Below are 26,997 nucleotides of genomic sequence, written 5' to 3'. Positions count from 1 at the left end.
CGCGTAACAGTGGAATATGTGCCGGGCTCACGCAGCGTATCCGTCCGCCAGGATGCGCACAATGCGCTTGGCTTCATCAAGAACCTGCATAAGGGGTCGGGCCTGGGTCTCGCCTGGGTCCTGTTCCTGGACAGCATCGCCGGGGCGCTGATTGCGATGAGCCTCACCGGCTTTCTCCTGTGGACGCGAATGCATGGCACGAGGCTGCTTGCCGGGGCTATTGTTGTTGCGAGCCTGGGCTTCGGCATAGCGGCGATGTGGCCCTATTTGCTCTGAATTGAGCCAGTCTTTATCTTGCTTTTTCCTCCTGCCGCCGACGGAAACCGCCACTGCGGCTTTCCTTTGGGCTGACCCGGCCTTTTCCCGCGTCGCTGGGAGCAACGGCTCGCCTCCAGGCGCGTTGTTGCTGCCGGTCGTAAAGGAGAAGAAGATGAAGCTGAGAGGATTATCGCTGCTCGGGCGCGCGCTGGCGGCAGCGATGCTGCTTGCCGGATGCGGCGGCAAGGATGAAGAGGTTTCGCAGCGCGAAAAGATCGGCCATGCCTGGAGATATGAAACCAAGGGCGACGCAAGGATCGCCTATATCGGCAGCGCGAACAGCGTGGCCACGCCGACCGCGCCGGACACCTTCGCGGTGCTGCTGCTCAACAGCCTCGACACTGGCGAAACCGGGGTCACGATCAAAACGGTCGGCGCGCCCTTTTTCTGTGACCTGTCGGATTGCAGCGTGACAGCCGCCGCCGATGGCGGAAAGCCAAAGCTGTGGCAGGGCCGCATGACCGACACGGAGGACGGGATCTTCATTCCACCGGCACGCCGAGCCTTCGAGACCATCAAGGACGCCAAGAAACTAAAGGTCACAGTGGGTCTTGGGCCCAAGACCAAGCAGGCTTTCGAGTTCGGCGTTTCCGGTCTCGACTGGAAGATCTGAGGGAGCGAGCCCATGTCATGGAAGCCAGGAGCTTGAAGTTCCTGGCTCCCCTCTTCGATATCATCCGGCCGCTTTGACGCGGGCCCGGAACTTGTGCAGCAGCGGCTCAGTATAGCCGTTAGGCTGGCTGACGCCCTCGAACACCAGCGCCCGGGCCGCCTGGAAGGCCAGGCTTTCCGCCTCCCGGCCAGACATGGACCGATAGAGCGGGTCGCCCGCATTCTGCGCGTCGACCTTCGCTGCCATGCGGCCAAAGGCGGCATCGACCTCTTCCGCCGTACAGACATCATGGAGCAGCCAGTTTGCCATATGCTGCGACGAAATGCGCAGCGTGGCGCGATCCTCCATCAGGCCGATGTCATGGATGTCCGGTACCTTGGAACAGCCCACGCCCTGATCAACCCAGCGCACCACATAGCCCAAAATGCCTTGGGCATTGTTGTCCAGCTCTTCGCGGATTTCCTGGTCAGACCAGTTGACACCTGCGGCGAGCGGAAGGCTAAGTAGTTTTTCCAGGCTGGCGACGGGTTCGGCGCGCCGTTCCTCCTGCCGGGCGAAGACGTCAACGGCATGATAATGGGTGGCGTGCAAGGTGGCGGCGGTGGGCGAAGGGACCCAGGCCGTATTGGCTCCCGTGCGGGGATGGCCGATCTTCTGTTCCAGCATATCGGCCATCCGGTCCGGCGCTGCCCACATCCCCTTGCCAATCTGCGCCTTGCCGGAAAGGCCGCAGGCAAGGCCGATCTGAACGTTGCGATCCTCATAGGCTGCAATCCAGGCGGACGCTTTCATGTCCCCCTTGCGGATCATCGGGCCCGCCTGCATGGAGGTATGCATTTCATCGCCGGTGCGGTCGAGGAAACCGGTATTGATGAAGACGATCCGGTCCTTCACGGCATGGATGCAGGCGGCAAGATTGGCCGAAGTGCGGCGCTCTTCATCCATGACGCCGACCTTCAGCGCGTGACGCTCGACGCCCAGAAGATCCTCGATCGCGTCGAACAGACGATTGGTGAAGGCCACCTCCTCCGGCCCATGCATCTTGGGCTTCACGATGTAGATGGACCCTGTGCGGCTGTTCACGAACGAACCGTTGCGCTTCAGGTCATGGAGGGCGATCAGGCTGGTGACGATGCCGTCCAATATGCCCTCGGGAGCCTCCGATCCGTCCTGCAACTGCACCGCCGGCGTCGTCATCAGATGGCCGACATTGCGGACGAAGAGCAGGCTTCGTCCTGGCAGGGTGAAGGACGTCCCATCAGGCGCAACATAGCTGCGGTCCGGATTCAACCGGCGGGTCATCATCTTCCCGCCCTTTTCGAACGTATCCTCCAGATCGCCCTTCATCAGGCCAAGCCAGTTGGAATAAGCCGCAACCTTGTCTTCCGCATCAACGGCGGCAATCGAGTCCTCAAGATCGATGATAGTGGACAGGGCCGCTTCCAATATCACGTCGGCAAGGCCGGCAGGGTCGTCCTTGCCAATAGGATGCGACCGGTCGATGACGAGCTCGATGTGGAGGCCATTATGCCGGAGGAGGATATTGTCCCCCGCCCGTCCGGCAAGCTGCGAAGGATCGGCCAATACAGGTTCGCCGCCATTCCATTGCGCCCAGCTCCCGGACGCGAGCGGAACGGAACGGTCGAGAAATCCCTTGGCCCAACTGATGACTTGCGCACCCCGTTCCGGGTCATAGCCTTTGCCCTGAGCTGCGCCCGGAATTGCGTCCGTACCGTAGAGCGCATCATAAAGGCTGCCCCAGCGCGCATTGGCGGCATTGAGCACGAACCGGGCATTGAGGACCGGCACAACCAGTTGCGGTCCCGCCAGCGTCGCCAATTCGGCGTCCACATTGCGCGATGAAATGGAGAAAACCGCAGGTTCCTCGACCAGATAGCCGATATCCTTCAGGAAAGCCTGATAGGCCTCCAGGTCGATCGGGCGGCCCGGCCGTTCCTGATGCCAGGCGTCGATCCTGGCCTGCATATCGTCACGCTTGGCGAGAAGAGCGGCGTTCTCAGGAGCAAAGCGGGCGAAAATACCGGCGGCGCCACGCCAGAAGGCTTCAGCGTCAATAGCGGTTCCCGGGAGCGCCCTGTCCTCAATGAACCGCACCAACCGTTCGTCGACCCTGAGCCCTGCTTTCTCGATCATCGTCATTTCTGTCAGCCCTTTCGCAACCGAGGCGATCCACAGCGGCCATGCTGGGACGCGCGCCTCTTTCCTAATCGAATCCGCTGCCGAGTCACGCAAGGGCGACCGGCCACTATCCGGAATCGCAATACCGAGGGGACGGCACTGACGATTTGCGCCATTTTCGACCATCGCCGGGATGGATCAACGGACTATTCGACAGCGATTGCGGGCATTGCAGGCGGCTGAATAGTAACTCGATCCGTGCTCGTAAAGGGATTGGGAAAAATACTGGGGCGCCCCGTCTCTGCCGCGCTCAGCCAATGGACCTGCCCGGTGCCACGCCGACATGCGCCTCACCGCGCGCCTCAGCGGCAATGATTTGCCGCCGCCGCTCGCGATAGCGGGCCCTTTGGCTTTCGTCCCGCTCGTGATGGCAATGGGGGCAGGAAACACCCTCTGCATAAAGCGGTGAGGCCTTGTCTTGCGCCGATACTGGTCGGCGGCAGGCATGACAAAGGCCGTGTTCTCCGAGCTTCAGTCCATGTCCAACGGCCACACGCTGGTCAAAAACGAAGCATTCGCCTTGCCATCGGGATTCTTCCGCAGGCACCGTCTCAAGATATTTGAGAATGCCGCCCTTCAGATGATAGACCTCGTCAAAGCCCCGGCTTTTGACGAAGGCCGTTGATTTCTCACACCGTATCCCGCCTGTGCAGAACATCGCGATCTTGCGGGCCTTGCCCTGCCTCAGTTGCTCTGCCTGGGCGTCAAACCAAGCCGGAAAGTCGCCAAAGCTATTCGTCTCCGGGTTGATCGCGCCTTCAAACGTGCCAATGGCCACTTCATAGTCATTGCGGGTGTCAATGATGATGGTGCCGGGGTCGGCGATCAGGGCATTCCAGTCCTCCGGCTCCACGTAAAGACCGGCATTGGAGGCGGGATCGAGATCGCCGGCACCCATGGTGACGATCTCCTTCTTCAAGCGGACCTTCATGCGGAAGAAAGGCATTTCGCGCGCCGTGGAATATTTGACATCCAGGCCGTCGCAGCCTGGCAGGCCGCGGATATGCGCAATCACCTGTTCAAGGGCATCCTCTGCCCCGGCGATGGTTCCGTTGATCCCCTCCCTGGCCAGAAGCAGGGTTCCCTTGATCCCCACCGCATCGCACAGCTTGAGAAGCGGTTCCCGCAGGGCGGCGGGATCGTCGAACCGGGCGAAACGATACAAGGCGGCAACGGTGATGGTGCAGGAGGTCATGGCGAGCGCCTATACAATAGCGGCGAGCCCATTCAAAGCCGTTGAACCCGGTTGGGACTCAGGGCATAGCCCTTTCATGGTTCCCCTTTCGTTCGCTGGTCATGAGTTGCTGCTATTACCCGAAGCCGCGCTCTTCTGGCCGGCCAGGCGGGCGCTGGTGCTTGCCGACCTGCATTTTGAAAAGGCAAGCTGGTATGCCGCTCAGGGGCAGATGCTGCCTCCCTATGACAGCCTGGCGACGCTGTCCGCGATTGCGGCGCTGACCGGGAGGCTGGACGCGCAGGAGGTCTGGTGCCTGGGCGACAGCTTCCACGACGACGGTGGCACGGCGCGCCTTCCTGACCCCGCACGGCGCAAGCTGTCGGACCTGACCGGCAAATTGCGCTGGACCTGGATCACCGGCAACCATGACTCGGCGCCGGAAGACAGGCTGGGCGGGGAGATTTTCATACAAGCCGAGGTCGATGGCCTTGTCTTGCGGCATGAAGCCGATCCTTCCGACCCGCGGCCGGAATTGTCCGGCCACTTCCATCCGAAGCTGCGCCTGATGCACAGGGGCAGGAATGTGTCCCGCCGGTGCTTCGTCCATTCCAAGCGCAAGATCATCCTTCCGGCCTTCGGCGCCCTTACCGGCGGCCTGGACGCGCGACACCCGGAAATCGGTCGGGCCATAGGGGGCCGCCGGGAAGCGATTGTTGCGCTGCCAGGAAGGCTCCTGCGCTTCCCCTTGAGCGGCAACTTTACGGAATTGTAATGAAATTGCGTTATATTACATGCAGACAGATGAAATGGAACATACACCCTGTTGCATGAAAGATGCACTGGGAGGAAATGCATGTGATTCCAAGCAATTCCTGATTGGCAATCGCATACCGGTTCGATTAATCTGCCCCAAAACAGAACAATAGCTGCCTTTCGGGAGAGCATATATGAAAAAGGGCCTCTTGCTCCTTTCTGCCGGTCTTTCGGCCCTATCCTTCCCTGCCCGCGCGCAGGATGCCGCAGCAGAAGCTGCGCCTCAGAATACAGCCGCCGAAACCTATGATCCCAATGCGATCATTGTGACGGCCACGCGCCGCGCGAGCCCCCTGAGCGACGTTCCGATCGCCGTATCGGCGGTGACGGCGGAATCGATGCAGAATAGCGGCGCGTCGGACATCCGCCAACTCAATCAGCTCGCGCCCTCGCTTCTGGTCTCATCCACCGGCACCGAAGCCAATGGATCGGCGCGCATTCGCGGCATCGGCACGGTGGGCGACAATCCGGGGCTTGAAAGCTCCGTCGGGGTGTTCATCGACGGCGTGTACCGGTCGCGCACCGGCGCGGGTCTCAACGAGTTGGGCGAGATCGAGCGGGTCGAGGTGCTGCGCGGACCCCAGGGAACGCTGTTCGGCCGCAACACCTCCGCCGGCCTCCTGAACATCGTCAGCAAGGCGCCCGAGTTCAAATTCGGCGCCAGCGGCGAGATCACCTATGGCAATTACGACTATTGGCGGCTTTCCGGACGCGTGACGGGGCCAATAACGGAGGGTCTGGCGCTCAGCCTGGATGGCGTCTGGGTCCAGCGCGACGGATTTCTCGACTTGGTCGATTCGTCTGGCAGCAAGATCGGCGAAGCAAATGACCGCGACCGTTATTTTCTGCGCGGCCAAGCCCTCTGGGAGCCCAACGACGCGCTGTCGGTGCGGATCATCGGCGATTACACTCACCGCGACGAGAGCTGCTGCGCAGCGACGTACATTTCAACGCGGGAAACAGTCGATCCGACACCAGGCATTCCCGGCGACTTTGCCCAAAGTCCCACGGCCAATCGCATCCTCCAGATATTGAACGCGATCAAGCCTGGCTCTGTCCCGGTAGCGCCCCGCCCCTATACCCGCGAGGCATATATCACGCCGGGCCGCGAATATAGTAGCGACCTGAAGGATTGGGGACTTTCGGCCGAGATTAATTATGATTTCGGGCTTGCGAAGCTGACCAGCATCACCGCCTACCGCGATTATAAGTCCAAGGATTTCGGTGATTATGACTATACTGCGGCCGATATTCTTTACCGCGATCCCAATACCTTCCGCCAGTTCAAGACTTTCACACAGGAACTGCGCCTGCAAGGACAGGCCTTCAACGACCAGCTCGATTGGCTTGTCGGTGGCTATTACGCCCACGAGAAGCTAACGCTGCGTGACAATATCGTGTTCGGTGCTGACTATGGCCGGTTCGCGACATGCCGGCTGCTCACGGCCAATCTGACGCCCGCGCAATCGGCCGCCTTCCCTTCCGCGGCCTGCGGTTCGCCGACGGGGACCGCGGGCTTGATCAGCGCCCTCGTTCCGGCACCGTTGCGACCGGCCTTCACCGCCCTTGCCAATATTCCGGCGGGCACAGGCGACACCGATTCCCGGTACTTTCAAAAGAGCGAGAACTGGGCCCTGTTCACCCATAATATCCTGCATATCACGGACAAGATCGATTTCACGGTCGGCCTGCGCTATACGCATGAAACGAAGGACTTTTCAGCCAGCCTGAACAACAACAACACAACCTGCCCTGCCTTGCAAACAGCACTCGCGCCGGCAGTAGCGGGCGGCCTCGGCGCTGCCGCGGCCAATGCGGCGAGAGGCATATTGGCGCTCGCTTGCCTCGGCAACAGCAGTTCCACCCTCAATGGCCTGTCCTTGCGCGACGACATCAGCGACGGAGAATTTTCCGGCACCGCCGTCCTTTCCTTCAAGCCCACATCGGAGATACTGCTCTACGCCAGCTATTCGCGTGGCTACAAGGCGGGCGGCTATAATCTCGACCGGTTCGAGCTGGGCAATACTGGCCTTTCAACGCTGACCTCATCGCCTGCTACCTACTTCTTCCCCCGTACAAACGCCGATGCGAGCAGCCTGCGTTTCGCTCCGGAAAAGGTTGATGCGTTCGAGATCGGCCTGAAATACAGCACGCGGAAATGGAGCGCCAATATTGCCGCTTTCCGTCAGGAGTTCGAGAATTTCCAGCTCAATACCTTTAACGGCACCAGCTTTGTCGTCCAGAACATCAATGGCTGCGGCGAATCGCTGACGACCGGCTCGATTGATGTGGGCGGCGGGCGCTGCGATCGGGACGATGTCAAACCCGGACTCGTCAGCCAGGGCGTCGAAGTCGAATTGACCGCCACGCCGGTCCGCGACATCCGGGTGAGCGGCGGCCTGACCTATGCCGAGGCTAAGTTCAGGAACCGGCTGGTAGGTAGCAGCGACGGCCAGACGCCGCTCGACGATGCGCTGTTCCTGCTGCCCGGCAACGTGAACAGCAACGCGCCAAAGTTCGTGACCACGGTGAGCTTTGCATGGACGCCGCCATTGGGCGGCAGCGGCCTGTCGGGGCTCGTCTATTTTGATGGGCGCATGACCAGCGACTACAATACCGGCTCTGACCTGTTCCCTGAAAAGGAACAGGATGGCTACAGCGTGTGGAATGCCCGCGTCGGGATACGCGGGCCGGAGGAAAGTTGGGCGGTCGAATTCTGGGGCCAAAATATTTTCAACACCCGATATACCCAGGTCGCGTTCAACAGCCCGTTGCAGGGAAGCGGCTCATCCGCGCATGTCCGGGCAGGAAGGGCGGCGGTGGCGACACAGCTCTTCTCCGCCTATCTCGCAGAGCCACGCACCTACGGCATCACGCTTCGCGGCAAGTTCTGAGGTTGGATGCCGCTATAGCAGCAAGAGGCTGAGGAGCGGCATGCAAATAAAGCAAGGCCGTTGTCCCTGCGCAGGCAGGGACAACGTTTTTCCTTTTCGAACGGCAGTTCTCTCACCCAGGCAAAGGGGGGTTATTTCGTTGCTTGAATGCAACCAAATGTCCCTGAACACGTTTCATCCGGAGGTGCGGTCCAGCAGATTTGGTCGGCCCGATGAAACATCTCGCAATAGCCATGAGCGCGGTTCTTGCGCTCCTCAACGCCGAAGCGGCGTCAGCCCAAGCACTGACGCTGCGGGAAGGTACAGCCATACGCCTTGAAACCCGGCAGGACATCTCCTCCAAATCGGCAAAGGTGGGGGATAGCGTGGAACTCGCGGTTGCCGCTCCCCTGGTGGTGGACGGCACGACCCTGATCCCGGCCGGAGCGCCAGCCGTTGGCGAAGTCAGCCGCGTGCGGGACAATGGCCTGCTCGGCCGGTCAGGCAAGCTGGACATCAAGGTAACGAAAATACGCGCGGGAGAAACGGAGATCCCGGTGCGCGGACAGCGCAACAGCAAAGGCAAGTCGGGCACGCTCGGCGCTGTCGGGGCCGGTGTGGTCTTTCTTCCCCTGGCGATTATCGTGAAGGGCCGCGAGGCCAAGATCAAGGCGGGGACAGCCTTCGATGTCTATGTCGACCGCGACGTGGCCTTGGGTGAACCAGCCGCTCCCGAGCCGCCCTACCGGTCCGAACCGCCTCAGCTGTTGCGCTCGATCGATCCATCAGCCCCGACAAGTTAGGCGTTTGGCGTTTCCGTCAGCCGCTGCGCCAGAAAATCGAGCACCGCACGCACCCGGGGCGTGTGGCGCAGCCGTTCATGGGTAAGCAGCCATAATGCCCCCCCATCCTTGGGGTCAGGCTTCAGGCAGCGGACAAGGTCCGGGTCGCGGTCGGCAACGAAGCTTGGTAGCACAGCAAGGCCAAAACCGGCGCGCACGGCCGACAACAGGCCGGTCGGCGATCCATGATGCATTGCCACCGATCCTTCCAGGCCGTGCTTTTTCAACCAACTACGATATAGTCCCCACACCTGCTCGCCTCCGCCGCCGATGAAGGGGTGCTTGAGCAATTCCGCTCTCGTCCGCGGCACTCCATGCTCCTTCGCATAGGCGCGGCTGCAATAGAGCGTCCATGGATCGGGGGCGATCCGGCGGCCGACGAGCCCCCCGCCGGTAGGACCTTTGCTGTTCCGCAGCGCCACATCGGCAGCGCCTGTGGAGAGGTCCCGCACCTCGCTGCCCGTTTCAACTTCAATCAATATGTGGGGATAGGCGGCATGCAGTTCGCGGAGAATGGAGGGCAGAACGGTAATCGCGTAGATTTCAAGCGTGGTCAGACGAACAACGCCGCTGATGTCCCGCGCCTGAGAGGCCGCAGCGTCAGCAAAGACCGTGGCCGCATCCCGAACCGATTGCGCCTGCGCCAGCAAGGCCTCGCCGGCGGTGGTGAGCCTGTAGCCTGACTGCGCACGGTCGAACAGCATCAGACCCAGCCCCTGTTCCAGTGCGGCGATCCGGCGGGCAGCCGTGGTCTGGCTCACCCTCAGTGCCCGCCCTGCGGCCAGAGTGCTGCCGGTCTCAGCCACGGCAAGAAAATAGCGCAGGTCGTTCCAGTCGAACATGGCCCCATTCTGCACTTTTGCAGAATAGTTTCGCAACATCGTTGTTAGGCTTTCGACACCATTAACGATAATGATGATCGCAGCGCTGGCGTTGGCGCCCGCGCCCGTTCCACCCCAGGAAAGAAACAGCCATGAACAGGACATTCGCGCTCGCCGCGATTGCCGGTTGCCTGAGCATTACACCGGCCGCGGCTCAATCTTCAGGTCAGGTCATTTATAGGGAGACCGTCAGCTTCGCCGATCTCGATCTAGGCAGCGCCGAGGGCATAAGAGCTCTCGACCGCCGCCTCCACGCTGCCGTGCGGGCCGCCTGCGGACGCGCGTCACCAGCCGATCTTGCGGGACGGAATGACGTCCGCCGGTGCCGGGCCAGGGCCATGCACAATGTGGCGCTTCAGCGGAGCCAGGTTCTCGCGGCCGCAGACGGTACAAAATCAGCGCAGATCGCCGCCCGCTGATCAGAGCAGTTCCACCCCCATGGCCGTCGCCTCTCCGCCGCCAATGCACAGGGAGGCGACGCCCCTTTGGAGGCCCTGTTCCTGTAGCGCCGCCAATAGCGTCGCCAGGATGCGCGCGCCCGATGCCCCGATCGGATGACCAAGAGCCGTCGCGCCACCGTTGACGTTGAGCTTTTCGTGCGGAATGCCAAGTTCCTGCATGGCGATCATCGCGACCACGGCAAAGGCTTCATTCACTTCGAACAGGTCCACCTGGTCTAGCGACCATCCCGCCTTCGCCAGCACCTTCCTGATCGCGGGAACAGGGGCAGTGGTGAACAGGCCGGGCTCATGTGCATGGGCGGCGTGGGCGACCACACGCGCCACCGGGCTGAGGCCTAGCTTCTCCGCGACGGAGGCACGCGTCATCACCAGCGCCGCCGCGCCATCTGAAATGGAGGAGGCGTTGGCGGCGGTGATCGTGCCATCTTTCGCGAAGACGGGCTTGAGGCCGGGGATCTTTTCGGGCTGAGCCTTGCCCGGCTGCTCATCCGTGTCGATCGTCACGGCGCCTTTGCGCGTTTCCACCACGACCGGAGCGACTTCACGGCGGAAGGCGCCATTCTCTATCGCCGCCAGTGCGCGCGTCAGGGAGGCAAGTGCGTAGGCGTCCTGCGCCTCCCGCGTGAATTGATAATGCCGCGCCGCATCCTCGGCAAAGGCCCCCATGGGCTTTCCCACTGTATAGGCGTCCTCGAGGCCGTCCATCATCATGGAATCGACCACGCGATCATGGCCGATCCGCGCGCCGGACCGGTGCTTTGGCAGCAGATAGGGCGCGTTCGACATCGATTCCATGCCGCCAGCAAGAATGACATCGGCTGAGCCAGCCACGAGCGCATCATGCGCCAGGATCGCGGCCTGCATGCCCGATCCGCACATCTTGTTGACTGTCGCCGCCTCGACCTGCAGCGGCAGTCCCGCGCCCAGCGCCGCCTGCCGCGCCGGAGCCTGTCCTAGACCGGCAGGCAACACGCAGCCCATGATGATCTGGTCCACGGCATCCCCCGCAACGCCGGATCGCTCAAGAGCCGCCTTTGCCACCGCCGCACCCAACTCGGTCGCTTTCAAAGGCGAAAGAGCCCCTTGAAAACCGCCCATCGGGGTGCGTGCATAGGAGGCGATGACGACGGGGTCTGCTGACATGCGGATTTCCTTGAATGAGGAGTTTTCTTTACCGGATATAGTGAAAGGCGAAGGCCGGGAGAAGGATCATTCCAGGGCGAAGGTCAATTGCCGGGGCTCGGCCGACGGCGGTTCGTTGAAATTGGACATAGTCACCCCAAGCAGCCTTATGGGTTTTCTCAACGGGAAGAGCTGGCTCATCAATTCCCGGCTCACCCGAAGCAGGGCCGCATGATCCTCGATGGCGGCGGACAGGGTTCGGCTGCGCGTGACGAGGCGAAAATCGGCATATTTGACCTTGACCGTAACGGTGCGGCCATAAAGCCCTGCCTTGCAGCACCATTCCCATACCTCATCCGCCTGTCTGGCGGTCGCATCAAATATGGCCAAGGGATCCACGAGATCGGCGGCAAAGGTGGTTTCGGAACCCGAGGATTTTCGCACTCTGTCCGGCGATACCGGCCTGTCGTCCCTGCCCCTTGCTATGCCATGATACCAGGCCCCGGACTTGCCGAACTGTTCCTGAAGAAGGGCAAGACTCTGTCCGCGAAGATCGGCGCCCGTGAATATGCCGAGGGCGTGCATCCTGGCCACGGTCCTTGGCCCAACGCCATGGAAGCGGCCGATGTCGAGCGCGGCGATGAAGGCTTCCGCCCTTGCCGGGGTGATCACGAACTGGCCATCGGGCTTGTTCTGGTCCGATCCAAGTTTTGCCAGAAACTTGTTGAACGAAATCCCTGCGGACGCGGTGAGCCCTGTCTCCGCCCTTATGTTCGCCCGTATCTCCTCTGCGGTCGCAGTCGCGGAGGGAAGCCCCCGCCAGTTGGCCGTCACATCCAGATAGGCTTCATCGAGCGAAAGAGGTTCGATCAGATCCGTATAGCCCGCAAAAATATTGCGAATCTGCCGCGAGACGTCCCGATATACGTCGAAGCGCGGCCGCACGAACAGCAGTTCGGGGCACTTTCGAAGGGCCGTGCTCGACGGCATGGCCGACCGGACACCGAACCGCCTCGCCTCATAGCTCGCCGCCGCTACCACGCCCCGGGGAGAGGCATGGCCGACGGCAACCGGTCTTCCCTTCAGCGCTGGATCGTCCCGCTGCTCGACCGAGGCGAAGAAGGCGTCCATATCGACATGGATGATCTTGCGCATCGGTGCGTCGCCCATGGCGTCCTTCATTTACCCGCTCCGGCCCCTTCCGCACGAGCCTTCACCTGGTCTCGTTTCGGTTCTGATCGAACCGGAACGAGACCAATATTCCCTTGTTCTCCGTGATTTCCGAGCCGCCAGATGAGTCCATCTGGCTCGAAATCACTCCTTAGAACATATCAAGAACATTCTGGACCTACCAGACCGGAAATCAATTTGCTGTTTCAAGGAATATCCGCGTAGCGGCCTGTTGCGCAACGGCGGTTACATGGCCTCAGCCAATATGAGAGAAAACATGTCGTCTGCATCGGCCCATTCCCGGCACGGCGACCAACCACCGGCGCGAAGCAAAAGGCGAGCGTCCCGCACGCCATATTTATGGCTGTTCTCACTATGGATGGTTTCGCCCTCGCGCATGGAGAACCGTTTGCCTGCGACCGTGAAATCGACATCTCGAGCGGCCTGAAGGTGCATTTCGATCCGGGCGGCATCATCGTTCCAGCGGACCAGATGACGGAAGGCCTCGACCGGCATCGTACCGTCCAATTCGCGATTGATGCGCGTCAACAGGTTCAGATTGAATTGAGCCGTCACCCCTGCGGCATCGTCATAAGCGGGGATCAGTACAGCCGGATCCTTGATGCGGTCTATCCCGATCAGCAGCATCGCGCCATCGCCAAGCGACCGCCGGAAGGAACGAAGCAGGTCCACGGCCACCGCCGCTTCGAAATTGCCGATGGTGGAGCCGGGAAAAAAGCCCAGTCTCGGAAGATGGCCAGCAAGGCGCGGCAGCTCTATCGGATGGGTGAAGTCGGCCTCGACAGCGCGGACCGGCAGGCTTGGAAAGTCCAGCGCCAGCGCCGCCGTGCTCTCCCTCAGAAAATCGCCGCTGATGTCCACCGCGACATAGGCGGCAGGATCAATCCTTTTCAGAAGATGGGGCGTCTTGGCCGCGGAACCGGCGCCAAATTCAATAACTGCGCGGCCGGGACCGGCAACCTTTCCCACTTCGGCGCAATGGGCCGTCAGCAGGGCGGTTTCGGTACGGGTCGGGTAATATTCGGGCAGATCGGTGATCTGTTCGAAGAGCTCGGATCCGCGCTGGTCATAGAACCAGCGTGCAGGAGTGGTCTTGGGGATGCTGGAAAGCCCGTTCAGTATATCCTCGCGAAAGGCCGCATCGGCTTCATCCCCTGTTTGGCGGACAAGAGCGGGATCGGCCATCACAAATCCTTTGCCAATCGAAGGCCGGTGAACTGCCAGCGCTGATGGGGGTAGAAGAAGTTGCGGTAGCTCGCCCGCATGTGGCCGCGCGGCGTGGCGCAACTGCCGCCCTTCAAGACGAACTGCCCAGACATGAACTTGCCATTATATTCGCCGACTGCCCCGTCGGCTGGTTTGAAGCCGGGATAGGGCCGATAGGCGCAACCCGTCCATTCCCACACATCGCCGAACATCTGTGACAAGGCGCTTGGCTCTTCACAGGCGCGGGGGCGGACGGCCCCGGCACGATCGAGCTGATTGCCGCCCACAGGATCGATGCCTTGGGCGGCGCTCTCCCATTCCGCTTCCGTAGGCAGCCGCGCGCCTGCCCAGGAAGCGAAGGCGTCCGCCTCATAGAAGCTGATATGGGTCACCGGCGCGGCGGGATTGACCGGATGGCGGCCGTCATGACCGAAGCTGGTCCAGCCGTCCTGCCCGCCGGCTTTCCAATAAAGGGGGGCATTGATCCGTTCCCGCTGGACCCAGGCCCAGCCATCGGACAGCCAGTGGCGGGGCTCCAAATAGCCGCCATCGTTCATGAATTCCAGCCATTCGCCATTGGTGACGGGCCGGTGGGCCAGCGCATGAGGGCTCAGCAGCACATCATAGGCGGGGCCTTCGCAGTCAAAGGCAAAATCCTGCCCTTCATGGCCGATACGCGCCCTGCCCTCTCTCCCCCCTATCCATTGCGTTGGGGCGGGCATTGGGGCGGGCATTGCCGAAGGAGCACGCCACAAGGCGGCCTCGAGCGGATTTTGAGCGAACAGGTGAAGAATGTCTGTCAACAGCAGTTCCTGATGCTGTTGCTCATGATGCAGGCCCAGCACCAGCAGCTCCTTCGCTCTTTGCGAAAATGTGGGCAGCGCCTCTCCGATCGCCGCATCCACATGCGCCCGGTAGGCGAGCACTTCGGGCAGCGATGGACGCGTCAGAAGACCCCGCCGGGGACGCGCATGGCGATCTCCCTCAGCCTCATAATAGCTGTTGAAGAGAAAATGATACCGCTCATCGAACGGACGATAGCGTGGCACATGATCGCGCAGGACGAAGGTTTCGAAGAACCAGCTTGTATGCGCCAGGTGCCATTTGGCGGGGGAGGCATCTTCCATCGACTGCGCCGTCGCATCGGCGTCAGAAAGCGGCGCGGAAAGCGCCCCGGATAATGTCCGGATGCGCATATAATCCGCTGGTCCGCTCGTTGACGGGTAGGACCTTGTTTCGGCAGGCATTCGCCCTCCCGGGTTTCGGTGGGGCTAACGCAGGGGCAGTCGTTTCGATCCGAAGATCAGGAGATTCTATCAGCGCGACCCGCCGGGCACCCACAATATGTCGCCCTCGCCCGCTGCGTTGACGGCGCGGGCCAGGACGAAGAGGTGGTCGGACAGCCGGTTCAGATAGGCGAGCGCCTGCGGGTTAAGCGGCACTTCCGCAGCGGCGCGCACAGCCGTTCGCTCCGCCCGCCGGACGACCGCACGCGCGAGATGCACCGCTGCGGCCGCATCGCTGCCGCCGGGCAGGATGAAGCTTCTGAGCGGTTCCAGCGCCGCGTTCATGCCGTCGATTTCGCTTTCCAGCCGCTCAACCTGAGCGGGCACGATCCGCAGGGTCATTTCGCCCGGCGTGAAATCCTCGCCAGGGGTTGCCAGATCCGCGCCGAGATCGAAAAGATCATTCTGGATACGGCGGAGCATGGCGGCATAGCCCTCTTCCTTCAGGGCCACGATCGCAACGCCGATGGCGCTGTTCGCTTCGTCAACATCGCCGATGGCCGCCATGCGCATGTCGGACTTGGCGAGGCGGGAACCGTCGACCAGTCCGGTCGTGCCATCGTCGCCCGTGCGCGTATAAATCTTGTTGAGTTTGACCAAATCAGCGCCCGCCGCCGGTCATCAGGAGCAGGAAGGCCACCAGCAAAATGGCAAGTGCCTGAAAGCCGATGCGTGCCATCATCATCTTGTTCTGCTTAAGGCTGGAGACGCTTGGCCCCTGCCCTCCTTTCAGATCCTGCTCCGTGGTCTTGAGGAAGGTGATGATGCCGCGAATGAGCGCAACGAGCGTGGCGATGGCGGCAAGGACGATGAGGATGACGAGAAAGGTTGTCATAGGTCCTATCTAGGCCTCTCCCAGCGATATTCCAATGGGAAAGACGAGTTGCCGCAAATCCTGCACCAGGCGAGCGGGATCGGTGCCTGAGGCCCTGAGACTGGCAAGCGACGGCCCCCCAATTGCGCTTGGCAAGCCGCTTGCCGTCGGCTCCCAGGAGCAGACCATGGTGGCGATAGCTAGGGGTGGGCAGTCCGAGCAGCGCCTGAAGCAAGCGATGTATATGGGTAGCCGCAAACAAGTCGCGGCCCCGGATGATGTGCGTAATACCCATCCCGGCATCGTCGATCGTGGCGGCCAGATGATAGCTGGTGGGTGCGTCCTTGCGCGCGAGGATCACGTCGCCAGCGCTCAGCGGATCGGCTGTGACCGGGCCAATGTCCAGATCCTCCCAGACAAGCGGCCCTGCAAGCGCGGCGGCCCTTGCCATATCGATACGCCATCCATGAGGCTCTTCCTCAATCCGCCGCCTGCGCTCCGTTTTGCTCAAGCGGCGGCAGGTGCCGGGATAATGCGGACCATCGGGCCCATGCGGCGCGGAAAGGCTGGCGGCGATTTCGGCCGCGATCTCCGCGCGGGTACAGAAACAGGGATAGACCAGCCCTTCCCCCTTCAATTGTTCCAGCACCGCTTCGTATATTTCCAACCGCCCGGACTGAAAAACCAACGGCCCATCCCAGCCGATGCCCAGCCAGCGCAAATCTTCCAATATTCCCTCGACATGTTCGGGGCGGCTGCGGGTGCCGTCGATATCTTCAATACGAAGGCGAAATTGACCGCCTGTGGAGCGGGCCAGATCATGCGCCATCAGCGCGGACCAGCCATGTCCCAGATGCAGCCGCCCTGTCGGACTGGGCGCGAAGCGAGTCACAAGATGTTGCGGGCTATTGCACGGATTCATGCAGACTCTTGACGGGTGGGGGTGGTTAATGCTGTCATACGCATGTCACGCTTTTCATGGATTAGCGAGGCCGGAAAGGGCGAGAAGCTTAGGTTTATGTACCATCCCGACCTTATACGACATCCAGATCATTGTCCGGCATTGGTGCTGAATGCCGATTACACGCCGCTCAGTTATTATCCCCTGAGCTTGTGGCCTTGGCAAACCGCCATCAAGGCGGTTTTTTTGGATCGGGTGGACATCGTCGCAAGCTACGAAAGGGAAGTGCACAGTCCAAGCTGGGCCATGAAAATCCCTTCGGTCATAGCCCTCAAGCAATATGTAAAGCCATCCGAATATCCTGCCTTTACGCGATTCAACCTCTTCCTGCGCGACAAATTTGCTTGCCAATATTGCGGAACGGCCTCGGACCTGACCTTTGACCATGTCGTTCCTCGCCGCCAGGGCGGACGCACGACCTGGGAGAATGTCGCCACCGCCTGTTCCCCCTGCAACCTGAAGAAGGGCGGGCGCACGCCCAAGGAAGCCGGCATGCGCCTGAAGGTCGCCCCGATCCGGCCCACCAACTGGCAGCTTCAGGAACATGGCCGCGCCTTTCCACCCAATTATCTGCACGATACATGGCATGACTGGCTCTATTGGGATGTCGAGCTGCTGGCTTGACGGACTCCCGCTTGCGCCCTGCGAATTTGGGTATAGAAGCGGCGAATGGACCGAATTCTTATCCGCGGCGGCAAAAGGCTTGAGGGCCGCCTTCCCATCTCTGGCGCCAAGAATGCTGCACTGACGCTGCTGCCCTGTGCGCTGCTGACTGACGAACCGCTGACGCTCCGCAACCTGCCGCGCCTGGCGGATGTCGACAGCTTCGGGCACTTGCTCAACCAGCTCGGCGTATCGACCATGATCGAAGGCAGCCGGCCGGAGGATTTCGGACGTGTCATGACCCTGCGGGCGAGCAAGGTCACCTCGACCGTTGCCCCCTATGACATCGTGCGGAAAATGCGCGCCTCTATCCTGGTGCTGGGTCCGCTGCTCGCCCGCGAAGGGGAAGCGACGGTGTCCCTGCCGGGCGGCTGCGCGATCGGCAATCGCCCGATCGACCTGCATTTGAAGGCGCTCGAAGCCTTCGGCGCGGAGATCGAGATTACGGCGGGCTATGTGAAGGCCATCGCGCCGCGCACCGGCCTTCCCGGCGGCACCATCACTTTTCCGGTCGTGTCAGTGGGCGCGACCGAAAATGCGCTGATGGCGGCGGTGCTCTCCAAGGGGCGCTGCGTTCTTGAAAATGCCGCGCGCGAACCGGAAATCGTCGACCTTTGCAACCTGCTCGTGGCAATGGGCGCTCAGATCAGCGGCATCGGCAGCGACAAGCTGATCGTCGATGGGGTGGACCGCCTCCACGGTGCCACCTACAGCGTCATGCCCGACCGGATCGAAGCCGGAAGCTATGCCTGTGCGGCGGCGATCACTGGTGGATCGCTCGACCTGATCGGCGCCAATGCAGATGACATGCACGCCATTCTGGCCGGCCTCCGCGAAGCAGGCGTGAGGGTCGAGGAACTGCCTGGCAGCATCAAGGTGAGCGCTGACGGTCCCTTGCGCCCGCTGTCGATCTCCACCGCCCCCTTTCCGGCTTTTCCCACTGACATGCAGGCGCAATTCATGGCCATGCTGACCCTAGCGCAGGGCGCGAGCGTCCTGACCGAAACTATTTTCGAGAACCGCTACATGCACGTTCCCGAACTTGCCCGCATGGGTGCGGACATTCAGGTGAACGGACGCAGCGCCGTGGTGCGCGGCGTGCCCAAGCTTACAGGCGCGCCCGTCATGGCGACCGACCTTCGCGCCTCGATGAGCCTTGTCCTTGCGGGGCTTGCCGCTGAAGGCGAAACGCAGATCGCCCGCGTCTATCATCTGGACCGGGGTTATGAGCGGCTTGAGGAGAAGCTCGAAGCCGTCGGTGCCGACATCGAACGCGTCAGCGACGGCTAATCTTTACTCCCCTCCCGCAAGCGGGCGGGGAATGTTCCTCACGCCGCCTCAAGCTGCTTCACCAGGCGCGAGAACTCTGCGTTGAGATGCTCCGCCCGATTGCGCACCGCCGCACCGATGTGGCGGGTGGACATGGCGGTCTGTGCTATGCTTTCGAGTGAGTTGGAGATGGCCTCAATCGCCTCGGCGGCGATCTGCGCATTTTCGGCGACGCCGCGTGAATTGCCGCGGATCGCTTCGACCACCGCCTGTTGCTGCTGGACCGTCGCTGAAGAGGACGCCATCGCCTGAACCAGCCCGCCGAGCATGCTGTCCAGCGATCCGACCAGTTCGACGGTTGACCGGGCGGCCGTCTCAATGCCGTCCACCCGGTCATGAATGCTGCCCGTCGTTCGGGCGGTTTCGCTTGCGAGGGCCTTTACCTCATTGGCGACGACTGCAAAGCCGTAACCGCTCGATCCGGCGCGCGCGGCCTCAATGGTGGCATTGAGCGCGAGCAGGTTGGTTTGTTTGGCAATGCTGGCGATCAGGCTTGCCGCATCGTTGATGGATCCTACCTGCTGCAGCAGATGGTCATTGGCATCCCGCGCTGCGGCGGAATGATCACTGGCGGCCTCAGCGAACTGGCGCGACTCCTCTGCTGCCTTGCGGATTTCGGCAATGGATCCGGCGAGTTCCTCTATCCCGCCGGTCACGCCCTGAATGGCGGCGGCGGCATCATAGGAACGGACACGCACGACATCGGCCTGTTTCTGCTGTTCATGGAGTGTCCCGATGGTCGTTTCCGCACTGAGTTCCAGATCATTGGCGGTTTCGAGCAACTGCTTCACCAGCGACGCCATGGATTCCTGCAGCGCAACCGCCATTCGATGAGAATTGTCGCGAAGCTGTTGGCGGTGCAGTGCCTGCTCCGCCACTTCGCGCTGGGCCATCTCGTCGGCGCGGCGGCGAACCGCCTCCGCCTCTGCCAGGGCGGCCTCCGCCTCCTGCCGCGCCTGATTGGCTCCTTGCGCACTCTCCGTGGCCTCAGCCGAGAGACGGACCGCCACCTCACGGCTTTGTTCCATGGCGAGGCGCGACCGGTGGAGAACCACGATCAGCCAGAGCGACAAGGCAGCAAAGACGATGCCGCAAATGGAAATCATCGGAACGATCCCACCAAGCGCCCGTCGCCCCACGCCATAAGCAGGCCAGGAGAGTGCGCCGATATGATTTCCTTCGGCGTCAGCAAGTGCAATCGACAGAAAACCTTCCCCAAGGCCTTTCTCGGTCCATTTCAAATCCCGAATATTGAACAGCCTGCGCCAGCTATCGAGAAGCGGCTGGTCGATCTTCTCCATCAGCAGGGCGTAATGCACGGGCTTTCCAGATCGCTGCATCCCATCGCCGGGCGCAAGAATCGGCATGGCCGCCAATATGGCAGGCTGGCCGTCGAATCGGACCAGGACGACCCGGCTGGTCTTCATCTGGCTCGCTTCCGGCCATTTTTTCGGCAAATCCCGAAGCAACGCCCGCATGCCGGCGGGCGACATTTTTGAAAGCGCAGGCGCCGGCTGGCCGTGGACATTGCCTGCCCAGGCAACCCGGCCTTTGGCATCCATCACATAACCATAGACCGCGCCGGGAGACCGGATATGGCCTATCTCCCTTTCCACGACGGCAAGAGGCGATATGTCCGAACCCGCCTCACGGGCGATGCGGACCAACTCTTCACCCATGTCCCCCTTTTCCCGCTGGATCATGCCCTGAAGGTTGGAAGTTATATAAATGCCAGCATTCTCGTCGATCCGGCTGACCAGCGAGGTCACGACCACAGCGCAGGTAATCACGGCCATGAGGACCAGTCCCGCTACGGGCGACGTCGTGCTGACCCATGATCCCCTATATGCGCGAACCATGTTGCCCAATGCAGCTTTTACCCAACGATTTGTCATATCGGCGTCCGTCCGGTTCCCCCTTCCATCGCCATACGTCCAGTTTCGTTATCAAGCTGTTAAGCAGTCCGTCCTTGGGCCATTTAGTCATTCCTAATCTTTGACGCCTATTCGCTTGCCCCTGATGGACATGACACCTGATCGGGCTCCGGGCGAGAGGTCGAGGCTGCTGGAAGCCTGGGCTGCGCTTGCGCGGGAGGCGGAAGAACCGAACTGCTTCTACGCCCCCGAAATGCTGCGGCCAGCGCTCCAGCATCTTGCAGGCAGGAACAAGGTAAGATTGCTTGAGGCATGGGACGGCAAAAGGCTGATCGGCCTTTTGCCTGTGACCACTTCGTCGCAGCACGGCCGCTTCCCGGTGCGCAATGTGACGAACTGGATGCACACACATTGTTTTTTCGGCACGCCCCTTATCCTCATGGGGAAGGGACAGCAGGCCTGGCAGCAATTTCTGCAAGGGCTGGATGACGTGTCATGGGCGCCTGGCTTCCTCCATCTGGCGGGAATGGATGAGGAAGGTCCGAACGTGCAGTCCCTGCGTGCGCTTTGCCACCAGCAGGGTCGCGGCCTGCGTTTGATCCATTGCTATGAGCGGGCATTGTTGAACAGCGCCCTTTCCGCCGATGCCTATTGGGAAACCAATATGCGCGGCAAGAAGCGCAAGGAGATCCGCAGGCTCCAGAACCGGCTGCATGAATTGGGGGCGGTAAGCAGCAGCGTGCTTTCCCATGCCTCCGATCTCGACCGCTGGTGCGACGATTTTCTGGAACTGGAGCGCGCCGGATGGAAGGGCCGCGCCCGAACCGCGCTGGCCTGCGATCCCATGGAAACGGCCTTCTTCCGCGACAGCATGGCTGGGGCTTTTGCCGCCCAGAGCCTGATGTTCCTGCGGCTGGACCTTGATGGAAGGCCACTCGCCATGTTAGTGAATTTTGTCACGGGCGACGGCGGCTTTTCCTTCAAGATTGCATTTGACGAGACGATGGCGCGCTTTTCGCCAGGGGTGCTGATCGAAATCGAAAATCTCCGCCAGGTCCTCGACCATGGCCCGTGTCAGTGGATGGACAGTTGTGCCGCCGCCGGACATCCAATGATCGACAGCCTATGGGCGGAACGGCGGCGGATCGTGCAGTTCCGGGTCGAATTAAAGGGACGCGGCCGAGGCCTTGCATGGCAGATGATGAAGGCCGCAGATCAGGCGGCTGCCCTCGTCAAGAGAGGGAGCAATCAATGACCGCCCAGCAAGATATTGCCCGGCGCGCCTTTCCAGACCGGGCGCTCAAGATGCTGTACAGCGCCTATCCTGATGCGCATGCGCGGCTCAGCCATGATCTGGCGGACCATCCCCTTTTGAGCCGCGAGGCTCTGGCGGCACTGGCGGAGCGGCTGCCCTCCGATCGCGTGGAATATAATCGCGGCGACCTGCCGCTTGGCATCCGGCCCGAAGAGACGCCGCAAAACGGCCTTTCCATCGGTGAAACGATCAGGGGGATAGATAGCAACGGGTCATGGATGGTGCTGAAGAATGTGGAGCGGGACCGGCTCTATGGGTCCCTGCTGGACAGTGCGCTTTCCGAAATCGCATCCATTGTGAAGGCGCGAACCGGCCCGATGCTGAATCGGGAAGCCTTTATTTTCCTGTCATCGCCAAACAGCGTCACGCCTTTCCACATGGATCCCGAACATAATATCCTGCTGCAGATCGAAGGAGAGAAGACCATGACGGTCTTTCCCTCCGGCGACCGGGCACTGGTGCCAGCGGAACTCAGCGAAGCCTTTCATGGTGGAGGGCATCGCAACCTTCCATGGGACGAGCTTTTCCTAACCAAAGCGCAGGCCGTACATCTCTGTCCGGGGGACGCGATACTGGTGCCAGTGAAGGCGCCTCATTTCGTGCGCAATGGCAATGCCGTATCGATCAGCTTTTCGATCACATGGCGGTCGCGGCGGAGTGTCGCAGAAGGCGAGCTGCAAAGCCTCAATGCCTGGCTCCGCCAACGATCCCTGCCGTTGATCCCGGTCCGCCGCGCACCCGAAAGGCAATGGATCGGCCGCCTGGGCTACCGGCTCATGCGGACGCTGGCCGTTTAAGCACCTTGCGGAGCACATGCTCGGCCTCCAGAGCCGGTGAAAAGCGCTCCAGATTCCACCATTGCAGCACTTCATGGCCCGTCGACAGGCTCTGCTTGTAGCGGTCCTTTCCGGCAAGCAGGGAATAAAGGACATATCCCTGAGCTGCATAACGCTCCACGGCAGCACAATGGCACATGAGCCCTGGCTTCGCCTTGGCGGAAATGGATGGCGCGAAAGCCGACTGGTAATTCATGGCGCGGCCGCGATAGAGGAAGTTCAGTAAATAGCCCAGTAACTGGCTCTCCGTGCCGATACGGAGCAACTCCACCTCCCCGTTGGCGAGACCTTGCGCGACCAATTCCCGGACGAAGGATCGGAAGAGAGGCTCTTCCCAGGCATTGTCCCGGTGCCGCTCCTGATTGAGCCGCCGCATGTCGGCCAGCCATGTATCCGCCTCCTCGATCGAAGCCGCCTTTTCCAATCTCGGCTCGCCATAGTGCCGCGATGAGCGCCGGATCTGCGAACGGCTGTTGGGGCTCAGCAGGGACAGATAATCGCCACCCGCCTGACGAACCAGGTCGAGCTCGACATAATAGGCTGGCAATTCGCTCACCAATGTGCGGCGGCGGAAATCTCCCGCCTGCGCCAGGGGCAAGCCCCGCTCCACGCCAGGGACTCGCAACACGGTCCACCGGTCCAGCCCTGAAAGATGGTCGAGGACCAAGGCGGCCGCCCGCTCCGCCGGAAAACCGCGGATGGTCAGCAAGCCGTTATACTCAATGAAAGCCCGGTCGGGACCGGCTTGACCCGACTGGTTGAGGAACAGGGCGGGCTCGCGGCCGAACGGGCGGCGTGTTACGGACCGTCCGAGAAGCGCAAGCGCTATATCGTCTCCGTCCCTCTTGATCGCGAGCAGATCCGGCCTTGCTCCGGTCGCGCTCAGCCAGCTTCCGGTCCAGGTCCAGCCAAGGAAGAAGGAATTGCTATCCGACCGCGCCTCCAGCTTCCTCCATCGGCTGGCGACTTGCGCCGGATCGTCCAGCGACGTTAGCGATACCTTCAAGGAAAGCGGGCTCATGGAACCGCTGCTTCGCGGCTCCAGAACTTGCGGTCAAGAGCGCTGTTGGAACACGCCCCGGATCCGGTCAGGACGAATTTGCTGCCTGTCCTCGCCCGAACCCAATGCCAGAGGTGATCCAGCGGCCTTGGACCGGTGTCTTGCCCTGCCCGGCCTTCAATCGGCCCCCGCTCAATATCTCTGCGGCAGGAGGCGACGCGGCCATGAGGGCTTTGCCAATCACCACTCCCACCGCAGCCGCCAGGGCGGGCTGGAGCAGCAGGAATGCAGGATAGGCAGGCGACCCCAAAGGCCCAGTGAGCAACCCGATCGCCGGACCGGCGAGCCAGATCAGGATGAGGTGCGAACAGAAGATCAGGAACGCATAGGGTTCGATCTTCAGCAGCGCCGCCCCCTTGCTCGACCCCGCCAGCCACCATGCGATCCGCCAGAACATGAGCGCTGCCGAAAAACGCAGCACAAGGTCAAGAGCGGCCATCATCTGCGGATGCGCAGCCCCTAAAGGTGCGGCCAGCGCTGACACCAGCACCTTGGCAAATGCGCACACGCCGAACAGCAAGGCCGCATGAGCCATGGGCATGCCCGCTGCCCGGACCTCGAACCGCTGGCGGCGGGCCAATATGCCCGCAACGAAGAATATCAGGATGGACGGGCGGAGCAGGAGTGGATTGATCCAGCCCGAAATCGCCCAAGCGCTTGCCAGCGCCATGATCGCCCATAGCCAGCGGCTGCGCATGCGGACCAGCAAGGGGGCGAGCGCCATACAGATGAACAGGTCGCGCAGGAACGCCATCTGCACGTTGGTTTCATTGGGCGTCAGCAAGCTGAATAGCTGGTTGAAGCCATCCCAAACAGACTGGGGCACCGGCGACGCCAGAAGACCAAGCGCGCCGCCGCCCGAAATGATCAGCATGGCCAGCATGTTCCAGAGCAGCATCGGCAGCAGGATCGTCCGCGCCTTGCCCCGCATGAACGTGCCATAGGGGCGTGACCATGCAGTGCCCGCCACGAGCCAGCCCGAAATCATTCCCAGCAGGGGCACTGCGCTTCGCCCAAGAAGCTCCATCAGCACCCAGCGGAAAATGCCTTGTGCGGAAGCGTCCGCCTGCGCCAGTTGCCCCCCGTCAAGACCTGTCCAGGCGTGCACATAGACGACGCCAAGGATGCAGATGACACGGGAAATGCCGATCGCGCCGGAAAGGCGGGCGGGCGAAAAGCTGTCCGGGAACGCAGCGCGGCTGTCCGGCAGCTTCAGCAAAAGGTGGCGACCTGTTGTTTTGGCATTGCACCGCTCTTTCCGATTCGCGTGTCCGAAGCCATCCCTGGCGCGGCGGATGCTGGCTTTCCTGGGGCAAGCGGTGTTCTTAGCAACCGCACAAAGATTATTCACGTCGCCCCCTTTCCCGCCCCTTCCTCGCCGGTTAAGTCTTTCCGCCAATGACCGGAACCCTTAAATGCGGCCTCGCCCTATTGGGTGGTGGCGGGATGTTGATACGCTGCGCACGGGCCCGAGCGCGCCATCCCGTGCGCCAAGGCCTGTATCGCCTTGACCGCGGGCTGATCGGCCGCTTTTATGCCCGGCGTTCGACCATGGCAGACAGGTCCCCTATTCTGAGCCGCAAGCCGCCAGTGCCGGCCGGTCGTGCTCGAGCGGCCCTTGGAGAAAAGGCAGCGTGAAGAAAGCCGCCATTATCGGAGCTGGCATAGGGGGTCTCGCGCTGGCGATCCGGCTGCAGTCGGCGGGGATAGCCACGACAGTGATAGAAGCACGCGATCGCCCCGGCGGGCGTGCTTATGTGTGGGAAAAGGACGGCTTCACCTTTGATGCGGGCCCCACGGTCATCACTGATCCCGCCTGCCTTGCCGAACTTTGGCGTCTCACCGGCCATGACATGGCCGAAGATGTCGCGCTCCATCCGATCACGCCCTTTTACCGGCTGAATTGGCCGGATGGCACACAGTTCGACTATAGCAATGACGAGCTTTCGCTTCGTCATGAAATAGCGAAGCTCAATCCTGCAGACATCGCTGGCTATCAGCGCTTCCTGGACTATTCCGCCAGTGTCTATGAGGAAGGCTATGTGAAGCTGGGGGCGACGCCCTTCCTTGACTTCACATCCATGGTCCGTGCCGTGCCCAAGCTCGCACGGCACCAGGCCTGGCGATCGGTCTATTCCATGGTTTCGAGCTTCGTGAAGCACGACAAGCTCCGCGAGGCGCTGAGCTTCCACACGTTGCTCGTCGGCGGCAATCCGCTGACAGCGAGCGCCTTTTACGCGCTCATCCATAAGCTTGAACGGGATGGCGGCGTCTGGTTCGCCCACGGCGGGACCAATCGGCTGGTGGCGGGAATGGTCGCCCAGTTCGAGCGGATCGGCGGCGTCCTGCGGCTTGGCGACCCTGTGGAAGAGATCGAGACATTGGGCGACCGGGCGACCGGGCTCCGCACCCGGTCGGGGTGGAGCGACAGGTTCGACGCGGTCGCCAGCAATGCGGACATCATGCACAGCTATCGCGACCTTCTCGGCGATACCGTCCGCGGCCGCCGCCAGACGGAGGCGCTGGCGCGCAAGCGTTGGTCGCCAAGCCTCTTCATCGTCCATTTCGGGATCAAGGGGACCTGGCCCGGCATTCCGCATCACATGATTCTGCTCGGTCCGCGCTACAAGGGCCTGCTCAAGGACATTTACGAGCATGGCGTACTCGCGCGGGACTTTTTGCTTTACCTTCATCATCCGACCGTGACCGACCCCGGCCTGGCGCCGGAGGGGCACTCCACCTTCTATGCGCTGGCACCCGTTCCGCATCTCGGCAAGCTGCCCATCGACTGGCAACAGATGGGCCCGATTTATCAGGAGCGGATTCTGGATGAGATCGAGCGGCGGCTGATCCCTGACATCCGCTCCCGCATCGTCACCAGCTTCCACTACGCTCCGCCCGATTTTGCGCAGGACCTCAATGCCCATCTGGGCAACGCCTTTTCCCTGGAGCCGATATTGTCGCAAAGCGCCTGGTTCCGCACGCACAACCGGGACGATATGATCCATAACCTCTATTTTGTCGGCGCGGGCACCCATCCCGGAGCCGGCATCCCGGGCGTGGTGGCTAGCGCCAAGGCAACCGCGGGGCTCATGATCGAGGATCTGCGGCTGTAACTGCCCGCCGGGGCGGCAGGATTACTGAACCTTTCTTCGTCCCTGCA

Annotated in this window: 23 protein-coding genes and 1 pseudogene; 11 read left to right on the top strand and 13 right to left on the bottom strand. The window is 61.7% G+C overall.

Annotated features, from left to right (window positions below; genetic code table 11):
- A partial coding sequence (locus tag VJS46_RS08005; protein ID WP_324059309.1) for a PepSY-associated TM helix domain-containing protein occupies positions 1-276 on the top strand: 276 nt, incomplete at its 5' end.
- Between the two features lie 154 nt (positions 277-430).
- Positions 431-931 carry a hypothetical protein gene (locus VJS46_RS08000; RefSeq protein WP_324059308.1) on the top strand — a complete coding sequence of 167 codons (501 nt, stop codon included), beginning with the start codon at positions 431-433 and terminating at the stop codon, positions 929-931.
- Positions 932-991: 60 nt separating this feature from the next.
- On the opposite strand, the gene VJS46_RS07995 is transcribed toward VJS46_RS08000, so the two are convergent.
- Both VJS46_RS07995 and VJS46_RS07990 read right to left on the bottom strand, forming a co-directional pair.
- Complete coding sequence (locus tag VJS46_RS07995) at positions 992-3,091, bottom strand: malate synthase G (RefSeq protein WP_324059306.1); 2,100 nt, start codon at positions 3,089-3,091, stop codon at positions 992-994.
- A 289-nt stretch (positions 3,092-3,380) separates the two neighbouring features.
- On the bottom strand, positions 3,381-4,325 hold the full coding sequence (locus VJS46_RS07990; protein WP_324059304.1) for a rhodanese-related sulfurtransferase: 945 nt from the start codon (positions 4,323-4,325) through the stop codon (positions 3,381-3,383).
- Positions 4,326-4,401: 76 nt separating this feature from the next.
- On the opposite strand from VJS46_RS07990, the gene pdeM reads away from it, so the two are divergent.
- The 3 genes from pdeM to VJS46_RS07975 all read left to right on the top strand — a co-directional run bounded on the left by pdeM (position 4,402) and on the right by VJS46_RS07975 (position 8,796).
- On the top strand, positions 4,402-5,079 hold the full coding sequence (gene pdeM, locus VJS46_RS07985) for a ligase-associated DNA damage response endonuclease PdeM (RefSeq protein WP_324059303.1): 678 nt from the start codon (positions 4,402-4,404) through the stop codon (positions 5,077-5,079).
- Between the two features lie 175 nt (positions 5,080-5,254).
- Positions 5,255-8,014 carry a TonB-dependent receptor gene (locus tag VJS46_RS07980; RefSeq protein ID WP_324059301.1) on the top strand — a complete coding sequence of 920 codons (2,760 nt, stop codon included), beginning with the start codon at positions 5,255-5,257 and terminating at the stop codon, positions 8,012-8,014.
- A 212-nt stretch (positions 8,015-8,226) separates the two neighbouring features.
- Positions 8,227-8,796: a hypothetical protein gene (locus VJS46_RS07975; RefSeq protein WP_324059299.1), complete on the top strand. Its 570-nt coding sequence runs from the start codon at positions 8,227-8,229 to the stop codon at positions 8,794-8,796.
- On the opposite strand, the gene VJS46_RS07970 is transcribed toward VJS46_RS07975, so the two are convergent.
- On the bottom strand, positions 8,793-9,821 hold the full coding sequence (locus VJS46_RS07970; protein WP_324059297.1) for a LysR family transcriptional regulator: 1,029 nt from the start codon (positions 9,819-9,821) through the stop codon (positions 8,793-8,795). The genes VJS46_RS07975 and VJS46_RS07970 overlap by 4 nt on opposite strands.
- Between VJS46_RS07970 and VJS46_RS07965 the strand changes: the two genes are divergently transcribed.
- The gene (locus tag VJS46_RS07965) at positions 9,809-10,135 is read left to right on the top strand and encodes a UrcA family protein (protein ID WP_324059295.1); all 327 of its coding nucleotides are present in this window, start codon (positions 9,809-9,811) and stop codon (positions 10,133-10,135) included. The two genes, VJS46_RS07970 and VJS46_RS07965, sit on opposite strands and share 13 nt — an antisense overlap.
- Here VJS46_RS07965 and VJS46_RS07960 read toward each other — a convergent pair whose 3' ends face one another.
- The 7 genes and pseudogenes from VJS46_RS07960 to gluQRS form a co-directional block, all read right to left on the bottom strand.
- Positions 10,136-11,320 (bottom strand): acetyl-CoA C-acyltransferase, encoded by a 1,185-nt coding sequence (locus VJS46_RS07960; protein ID WP_324059293.1) that lies wholly within the window; start codon positions 11,318-11,320, stop codon positions 10,136-10,138.
- Between the two features lie 66 nt (positions 11,321-11,386).
- Entirely contained in the window at positions 11,387-12,481 is a 1,095-nt protein-coding gene (dinB, locus tag VJS46_RS07955) for a DNA polymerase IV (protein ID WP_414707983.1), read from the bottom strand.
- 234 nt (positions 12,482-12,715) lie between these two features.
- Complete coding sequence (egtD, locus tag VJS46_RS07950) at positions 12,716-13,675, bottom strand: L-histidine N(alpha)-methyltransferase (protein WP_324059291.1); 960 nt, start codon at positions 13,673-13,675, stop codon at positions 12,716-12,718.
- Entirely contained in the window at positions 13,675-14,943 is a 1,269-nt protein-coding gene (gene egtB / locus VJS46_RS07945; protein ID WP_324059289.1) for an ergothioneine biosynthesis protein EgtB, read from the bottom strand. Before egtB ends, egtD begins: the two co-directional genes overlap by 1 nt.
- A gap of 69 nt (positions 14,944-15,012) precedes the next feature.
- Positions 15,013-15,582: a cob(I)yrinic acid a,c-diamide adenosyltransferase gene (locus VJS46_RS07940; protein ID WP_324059287.1), complete on the bottom strand. Its 570-nt coding sequence runs from the start codon at positions 15,580-15,582 to the stop codon at positions 15,013-15,015.
- A 1-nt stretch (position 15,583) separates the two neighbouring features.
- Positions 15,584-15,817: a twin transmembrane helix small protein gene (locus VJS46_RS07935; protein ID WP_324059285.1), complete on the bottom strand. Its 234-nt coding sequence runs from the start codon at positions 15,815-15,817 to the stop codon at positions 15,584-15,586.
- A gap of 9 nt (positions 15,818-15,826) precedes the next feature.
- A pseudogene (gene gluQRS, locus VJS46_RS07930) lies at positions 15,827-16,718 on the bottom strand (tRNA glutamyl-Q(34) synthetase GluQRS).
- A gap of 96 nt (positions 16,719-16,814) precedes the next feature.
- On the opposite strand from gluQRS, the gene VJS46_RS07925 reads away from it, so the two are divergent.
- Both VJS46_RS07925 and murA read left to right on the top strand, forming a co-directional pair.
- On the top strand, positions 16,815-17,381 hold the full coding sequence (locus VJS46_RS07925; RefSeq protein WP_324059283.1) for an HNH endonuclease: 567 nt from the start codon (positions 16,815-16,817) through the stop codon (positions 17,379-17,381).
- A gap of 45 nt (positions 17,382-17,426) precedes the next feature.
- On the top strand, positions 17,427-18,710 hold the full coding sequence (gene murA / locus VJS46_RS07920) for a UDP-N-acetylglucosamine 1-carboxyvinyltransferase (RefSeq protein WP_324059281.1): 1,284 nt from the start codon (positions 17,427-17,429) through the stop codon (positions 18,708-18,710).
- Between the two features lie 38 nt (positions 18,711-18,748).
- On the opposite strand, the gene VJS46_RS07915 is transcribed toward murA, so the two are convergent.
- A complete protein-coding gene (locus VJS46_RS07915) occupies positions 18,749-20,644 on the bottom strand; it encodes a methyl-accepting chemotaxis protein (RefSeq protein ID WP_324059279.1) in 1,896 nt (631 codons plus the stop codon).
- A gap of 130 nt (positions 20,645-20,774) precedes the next feature.
- Here VJS46_RS07915 and VJS46_RS07910 point away from each other — a divergent pair, with 130 nt between their 5' ends.
- Together VJS46_RS07910 and VJS46_RS07905 are read left to right on the top strand one after the other, a co-directional pair.
- The gene (locus VJS46_RS07910) at positions 20,775-21,878 is read left to right on the top strand and encodes a GNAT family N-acetyltransferase (RefSeq protein ID WP_414707982.1); all 1,104 of its coding nucleotides are present in this window, start codon (positions 20,775-20,777) and stop codon (positions 21,876-21,878) included.
- Positions 21,875-22,735 (top strand): cupin-like domain-containing protein, encoded by an 861-nt coding sequence (locus VJS46_RS07905; protein WP_414707981.1) that lies wholly within the window; start codon positions 21,875-21,877, stop codon positions 22,733-22,735. Before VJS46_RS07910 ends, VJS46_RS07905 begins: the two co-directional genes overlap by 4 nt.
- Here the strand turns inward: VJS46_RS07905 and VJS46_RS07900 are convergent.
- Together VJS46_RS07900 and VJS46_RS07895 are read right to left on the bottom strand one after the other, a co-directional pair.
- Positions 22,713-23,795 (bottom strand): GNAT family N-acetyltransferase, encoded by a 1,083-nt coding sequence (locus tag VJS46_RS07900; RefSeq protein WP_324059276.1) that lies wholly within the window; start codon positions 23,793-23,795, stop codon positions 22,713-22,715. The genes VJS46_RS07905 and VJS46_RS07900 overlap by 23 nt on opposite strands.
- 67 nt (positions 23,796-23,862) lie before the next feature.
- Entirely contained in the window at positions 23,863-25,053 is a 1,191-nt protein-coding gene (locus VJS46_RS07895; protein WP_324059274.1) for an acyltransferase, read from the bottom strand.
- Between the two features lie 415 nt (positions 25,054-25,468).
- On the opposite strand from VJS46_RS07895, the gene VJS46_RS07890 reads away from it, so the two are divergent.
- On the top strand, positions 25,469-26,950 hold the full coding sequence (locus tag VJS46_RS07890; RefSeq protein ID WP_324059273.1) for a phytoene desaturase: 1,482 nt from the start codon (positions 25,469-25,471) through the stop codon (positions 26,948-26,950).
- Positions 26,951-26,997: the final 47 nt, after the last annotated feature.

The sequence above is a fragment of the Rhizorhapis sp. genome, from assembly GCF_035276005.1.
Taxonomy (GTDB): Bacteria; Pseudomonadota; Alphaproteobacteria; order Sphingomonadales; family Sphingomonadaceae; genus Rhizorhapis.
The sequence above is the reverse complement of the archived record's forward strand: the minus strand, read 5'-3'. Positions and strand labels throughout refer to the sequence as shown.